This window comes from Alienimonas chondri (assembly GCF_013036045.1).
GTDB lineage: Bacteria > Planctomycetota > Planctomycetia > Planctomycetales > Planctomycetaceae > Alienimonas > Alienimonas chondri.
Genome location: NZ_WTPX01000202.1, coordinates 1 through 6,434 on the forward strand (window position 1 = coordinate 1; position 6,434 = coordinate 6,434).

The following is a 6,434-nucleotide window of genomic DNA, read 5'->3' on the forward strand; positions in this document are numbered from 1 at the left end:
GAGCGGCTCGAAGTCGCGGGGAGTCAGGTCCATGGGGGCGACGCGGCCGCCCCCACGCCCCTCGCTCGCACTCCTCTTTGACGTCCGCGTCGCCGGGCAGGTTCTCCGCGCTGAACGTCCGGCCCGGGCGGGCCTCGGCTTCGGAGACGGTCCGCAGGAACAAGTCTTCCAGCGTCTTCTTCGGACGGGTCACGCCGGCGGTCACGTTGTGCTTGGCCAGCACCGCTTCCACCTCGGCGAGCGCCTCGGCGGACAGTTCCGGCGTGACGATCTGCGTCTCGCCCCGGGTGCGGAGCAATTCGTCGACCGTCCCCAGCAGCTTCAACTCGCCGCCGGAGAGAATCGCGATTCGGTCGCAGACGTCTTCGATTTCCGCCAGCAGGTGGGAGCACATCACGACCGTCTTCCCCTGTTCTTTCAGGGACAGGATCAGGTCTTTCACGTCGGCCCGGCCGTTCGGGTCGAGGCCGGAGGTCGGTTCGTCCAAGAAGACGATCTCCGGATCGTTGATCAGCGCCTGAGCCAACCCGATCCGGCGGGTCATGCCCTTGGAGTACTCTTTGAGCTGCCGCTTCCGGGCGTGCTCGATCTTGACCAGCTTGAGCAGTTGGTCTGCCTTCGCCCGCCGTTGGGCCTTGGTCATCTTGAACAGCCGCCCGTAGAAATCGAGCGTCTCTTCCGCGTTCAGGAAGCGGTAGAGGTAGCTCTCTTCCGGCAGATAGCCGATGCGTTCGTTCTTCGAGACGTCCGTCGCCGACTTGCCGAGGATCTTGATCGACCCTTCCGTCGGGAACAGCAGGCCCAACAGCATTTTGAGGGTCGTGGTCTTGCCCGATCCGTTGGGGCCGAGCAGGCCGAAGACTTCGCCGCGCTTCACGTCGAGGCTCAGGGCGTTCAGCGCCCGGACTTTCTTGCGGCCCCAGAAGTCGCGGTAGACCTTGGAGAGGTTCCGCACCTCGATGACCGTTTCGCCGGGCATGCCGGGCGAGGACGCCGTGGCGCCCGCGGGCTTCGCCTGGACGGCGGGCGAGGCGGCGGCGGGGGGAGCGGTGACGGTGTCGGCCACGGGGCGGAACGGCTCGAGTCGGCGGGGCGGGCGGCGCGGATGCTACGTCGCGGCGACGCAGGGCGTTGGAGGCGGGCGGGAAATCCCGATCCGGCGCGGATCGTACGGTCCTCCATGCCGATCTGCGATGGAGCCGCGACCGTCAGGGAGCGTCTCCGACAAGGTCCGCCCGCAGAGAGACGCTCCCTGACGGTCGCGGCTCCAACGGGACGGTTTCCAAGCCTCAGAATCGCGCTTCGCGGTGCGACAGGTACTCCAGCAGCGCCCGATCGAACTGCAAGCCGGTGTGCAGCGGCACGAAGTCGGCGCCCATCTTGCGACACTCCGTTTGCAAATCTTCGCGGAACTCTCGCACGGCGTCGGCGTAGTCGGATCGCATCCCGGCGGCATCGAGGATCAGATTCTCGCCGGTCTCCGGGTCCGTCAGATCGACGGTCCCGGAGAAGGGGAACTCGACCTCCGCGGCGTCGAGCACGTGGAACACGATCACGTCGTGCCCCGCGTGCCGCAGCCTTCGCAGCCCTTCGAGCGTCGAGTCGCGATCCGTCAGCAGATCGCTGAACAGCATCATCAATCCGCGATGTTTCGCCATCGCGGACACCTTCTTCAACGCCCCGCCGACGTCCGTCCCGCCCGACGGCTTCGCCGCCGCGAGCACGCCCAGCATGTCCCCGAGCTGCTTACGTTTGCTGCGAGCCGGCAGCGAGGCCCGCAGCTCCTCCCCGAAGGTCACCAGCCCGACCGGGTCCTGCTGGTGCACCATCAGATAGCCCATCGCCGCCGCGAGGCAGATGCAGTAGTCCAGCTTCGTCAGCTTCTGGCTGTGCGTGTAGCCCATGGACTCCGACAGGTCCATTAGCAGCCAGCCGGTGATGTTCGTTTCGGCCTGATATTTCTTGACGTACAGCCGATCGGTCTTGGCGTAGGCCATCCAATCGATGTCCTTCGTGTCGTCCCCTTGGGCGTACCGGCGATGCTCCGAAAACTCGACGGAGAACCCGTGAAACGGGCTGGCGTGCAGCCCCGCCATGAACCCCTCGACGATGAACCGGGCGCGCAGATCCAGCCGCGAAACGGTCTGAATGACCTCCGGTTTGAGGTAGCGCTCAGCGGGGGTGGGCATGGGGGCGTTTCCAATAAGGCGACCCGCGAAACCGCAAGCGTCTAGCGCGGTCGCTTGCGGTTTCGCAGGTCGCTTCTGTGCGGAGAGAGTCCGGACAACCATCCATCGTACTCCGTCACCCATTCCCATTGCTGAACGGGCCAGCCGATCTTGATGGGGTTACGTTCGATGTAGTGGATCACACGGCGAATGTCCGTGGGCGTCTCGAGAAACACGACCCATCCCGGTCCGCCCCAGACGGGGTGTTCTTTGTCCCGGTGACCGCGCCGCAGCAGCAATTCGCGAGAAGCGGCTTGCAGGTTTGCGATCATCGTCTCGCCACGGTCTCGATGCTTGCGGATCAGCACGTGGACGTGATCCGGCATCACCGCCGCCGCGCAGCAGGTATAGCCGTGCCGGCGGATTGCCTTGCCCATTGCTTCGGCAATACAGCCGCACTGGTTCGGCGGGAACGTGAGGAGTTCATGTCGGAGTTTTTCAGCGGCGCGTTCATAGAACTCGCGAATCGCCCGCCCCTGAGGCTGCACAGTTTTGCGACCGTGATGGCAGGGACCGAGTTCACGCAGAGATCGGACGGAAATCTCTTTCGACATACTCCCGCGAGGATCATTGGGGAGCCACCAGCCGTATGCCGTCCAGATCAGGTGGTACGCGGCGACCATTCGTCTGTTCTCCAGAGAGTCGACCCGCGAAACCACAAGCGAGATCGACGCACGCTTGCGGTTTCGCGGGTCGACTTCAACCAATCCCCTCACTCCGGAAACCGATCGAATTTCCCCAGCACCGTCAGGCCGCCCTCGGTCACGGTGAAGCCGCGGTCGCGGTCGGCGTCGGGGTCGACGCCGACGGTCGCGCCCTCGGGGACCGTGACGCCCTTATCGAGGATCGCCCGCCTCACGACGGCGTGACGCCCGACGGTCACGCCGTCCAGCAGCACGCTGTCGGAGACGTGCGCGTAGCTATTCACCCGCACGCCGGGACTGAGCACGCTGTGCTCCACCCGTCCGCCGCTGACGATGCAGCCGGCGCTGACCATACTGTCCAACGCCATCCCGGCCCGCGGGACGCCGTCCCCGCCCTCCTCGGCGAAGACGAACTTCGGCGGCGGATGGTTCTCCCGGAACGTGCGAATCGGCCAATCGGCGTCGTACAGGTTCAAGCTCGGCGAGACCCGCACGAGGTCCATGTTCGCTTCGTACAAAGCGTCCAGCGTGCCCACGTCCCGCCAATAGCCGGTGCCCTCGCCGCTGGCCCCGCGGTCGCGGTCGCCGAAGGGGTACGCCCGCACGTGCGCCCGCTCGATGACGTCCGGGAGGATGTCCTTGCCGAAGTCGTGCGAACTGTCCGGGACCGTGGCGTCCCGACATAGTTCCTCGAACAGAAACGCCGCGTCGAAGGCGTAGATGCCCATCGAGGCCAAACAGGTGTCCGGCCTGCCGGGCATCGGCGTGGGTGCGTCCGGCTTCTCGGCGAACTCCCTCACCCGCCGATCGGCGTCGATCCCCATCACGCCGAAGGCCTTCCCCTCGTCGAGCGGAACCGGCAGGCAACCGACGGTCGCGGCGGCGCCGGCGGTCAGGTGATCGCGGATCAGCGCCGCGTAATCCATCTTGTAGATGTGGTCCCCGGAGAGGATCAGCACCACGCCCGGCCGGCTTTGCTCGATGGTGTAGATGTTCTGGTACACCGCGTCGGCGGTGCCCTGATACCACTCCTCGCTGAGCCGCTGCTGCGGGGGCAGCACGTCCACCCATTCATCCAGTTCCCGCGAGAGGAACCGCCAGCCCTGGTTGATGTGCCGGTCGAGGCTCGCCGCTTTGTACTGGGTGAGCACCAGCGCCCGCCGCAAGCCGCTGTTCAAGCAGTTGGAGAGGGCGAAGTCGATGATGCGGTAGCACCCGCCGAACGGCACCGCGGGCTTGGCCCGATCGCGGGAGAGCGGTTCCAGTCGGCTCCCCTTGCCGCCGGCGAGAACCAGCACGGTGACCCGCGGCAGCGCCGCGGGCGCAGCGATGCCGGTCTCCGAATCGGAGGTCGGCAATCCGGGGACGGGTGGGTGTGAAGTCACCGGTCGGGTCCGTGCCGCTGGGGAAAGGGGAGGACGGGTCGAGCCGCCGCCCCGATAGCGTACCGGCCCCGCCGGCGCCCGGCGACGGCGCCGGGGAAGCGCGAGGGTTCGATGTGCGACGCGCGAACCAGATCGGCGGACCGCGTGTCTGTCGGGCGTCCCGCGACAAGCGGCGGTCGTCGAGTCGATTTCGGCTTGACCGCCGTCCGTGGCGTGATACCCTCAGCGACCCGGCAGATCGTCTCGAACGAACCGCCGGACAAGCGCCCCTAGCTCAATGGATAGAGCGCCGGTCTACGGAACCGGAGGTTGAAGGTTCGAGTCCTTCGGGGCGTATTTTTCATTGGCAGAAGAGTCGGCGCCCCCGGCAACGGGGGCGTTTTCATGCGCGGGCCGTCCTGATGCGGCGGGCACCGTGTGTTCGTGTTGCGGGGAGCTTGCGGAGTTTGCGGGGCCGTGCGGCGACCGGACGCGGGGCGAATCTGCGTTGGCGGGCGCCGCGTCAAGGCGCCGGGGTTGCGGCTGAGACGCCGACCGCCACAATCACGCCGCCGCACGCGCCGCTCGTGCGCCCCCTTTGCCGAGTTCCGCGCACGGGTTCCGTTCGCGCCTCGGCGCCGTCGCCCCGCCTTCGACACCCATGATTCGCTCCGCACCCACGACGACCGGCGACCGCGGACGACTCATTCAGGTGCCCCGCGGCCTTGATCTCCCGATCGCCGGCGCCCCGGATCAGGCGCGGGTCGACGACAAGCCCGCCTCCCGCGTCGCCCTGCTGGGCGATGATTACGTGGGAATGAAGCCGACCATGCTGGTCGCCGAGGGCGATCGGGTGAAACGCGGGCAGCCCGTCTTCGAGGACAAGAAAACGGAGGGCGTGCTGTTCACGGCCCCCGCCTCCGGGACGGTTTCCGCGGTGCATCGCGGGGCGAAGCGGAAGTTTCTGTCGCTGGTGATCGATGTCGACGGGGACGACGCCGAGGCGTTCGAGGTGCACTCGGGCGATTTGTCCACGCTGACCCGCGACGCCGTTCGCGACGGTCTGGTGAACAGCGGCTTGTGGCCGGCGTTCCGCGCCCGTCCGTTCGGCAAGACGCCTCCGCCGTCGTCGACGCCGCACAGCATCTTCGTGACGGCGATCGATACGAACCCGCTCGCCCCGGACCCGTCGGTGGCGATCGGCGAGAAGGCCGACTATTTCCGCTACGGCTTACAGCTCCTGCCGCTGCTGACCCCTGGTCCGGTGTTCCTGTGCACGGCGCCGGGGGCGAATCTGCCCGGCGGCGATCTGCCGAAGATCGAGGTACGGGAGTTCGCCGGGCCGCATCCCGCGGGGCTGCCGGGGACGCACATTCACGTGCTCGACCCGGTGCATATGGGCAAAACGGTCTGGCACGTCGGCTATCAGGATGTGATCGCCTTCGGCGAGTTGTTCGCCACCGGCAAGGTTTCCGCGGAGCGGGTCATCTCGCTGGCCGGGCCGCAGGTGAAGGAGCCGCGGCTGGTGCGGACCACCCCGGGGGCCGATCTCGCCGCGTTGACCGAGGGCGAGTTGAAGGCCGGCGTGAATCGGGTGATTTCCGGCAGCGTGTTCGCCGGTCATGCGGCGATGGGGCTGCATGCTCAGCCGCACGTCGAGTTCCTGTCTCGGTTTGCGAATCAGGTTTCCGTGTTGCTGGAAGGCGACGAGCGGGAGTTCCTCGGCTGGCAGAAGCCGGGGTTCGACAAGTTCAGCGTGCGGCGGATCTTCGCCTCGGCGATCTCGCCCGGCCGCAGTATGAACTTCACCACCTCCACCGGCGGGTCCCGGCGGGCGATGGTGCCGCTGGGGATGTACGAACAGGTGATGCCGCTGGATATCGAGTCGACCTTCCTGTTGCGGGCTCTCGTGACCGACGACACCGAGAACGCCCAGTTGCTGGGGGCGTTGGAGTTGATCGAGGAAGACATCGCCCTGTGCACGTTCGTCTGCCCCGGCAAAACGGATTACGGGCCGATCCTGCGGGATCAGCTCGACACGATTGAAGAGGAGGGGTGACCTGTTCGTCGCCCGCTTGGTCGAACGCTCGCGTCCGGCTGAGTTTCGCGTGTTCTCCGACGCGCCCGAGTCTGTCGGCGACCGTTCGCCCGGCGTGCTCGAAAGCGATTCCCGCCCCGCCGCCCCCGTCATCCTGCCC

5 protein-coding genes and 1 tRNA gene are annotated in these 6,434 nt (G+C 67.0%); 2 read left to right on the forward strand and 4 right to left on the reverse strand.

The features are described 5' to 3' along the window. The 4 genes from LzC2_RS19365 to glgC all read right to left on the reverse strand — a co-directional run. The coding region (locus tag LzC2_RS19365; RefSeq protein WP_315854759.1) for an ABC transporter ATP-binding protein at window positions 1-1,066 on the reverse strand (1,066 nt) is incomplete at its 3' end. 223 nt (window positions 1,067-1,289) lie between these two features. Continuing rightward, window positions 1,290-2,189: a DUF58 domain-containing protein gene (locus LzC2_RS19370; protein WP_171189678.1), complete on the reverse strand. Its 900-nt coding sequence runs from the start codon at window positions 2,187-2,189 to the stop codon at window positions 1,290-1,292. A 41-nt stretch (window positions 2,190-2,230) separates the two neighbouring features. Continuing rightward, the gene (locus LzC2_RS19375; RefSeq protein ID WP_206678812.1) at window positions 2,231-2,935 is read right to left on the reverse strand and encodes a transposase; all 705 of its coding nucleotides are present in this window, start codon (window positions 2,933-2,935) and stop codon (window positions 2,231-2,233) included. Between the two features lie 5 nt (window positions 2,936-2,940). Continuing rightward, a complete protein-coding gene (gene glgC / locus LzC2_RS19380; RefSeq protein WP_171189682.1) occupies window positions 2,941-4,185 on the reverse strand; it encodes a glucose-1-phosphate adenylyltransferase in 1,245 nt (414 codons plus the stop codon). Window positions 4,186-4,520: 335 nt separating this feature from the next. Between glgC and LzC2_RS19385 the strand changes: the two genes are divergently transcribed. Both LzC2_RS19385 and LzC2_RS19390 read left to right on the forward strand, forming a co-directional pair. Continuing rightward, window positions 4,521-4,593 (forward strand) — tRNA-Arg (locus tag LzC2_RS19385). Window positions 4,594-4,897: 304 nt separating this feature from the next. Next, on the forward strand, window positions 4,898-6,295 hold the full coding sequence (locus LzC2_RS19390; protein ID WP_171189680.1) for a Na(+)-translocating NADH-quinone reductase subunit A: 1,398 nt from the start codon (window positions 4,898-4,900) through the stop codon (window positions 6,293-6,295). The last annotated feature ends 139 nt before the right edge of the window (window positions 6,296-6,434 follow it).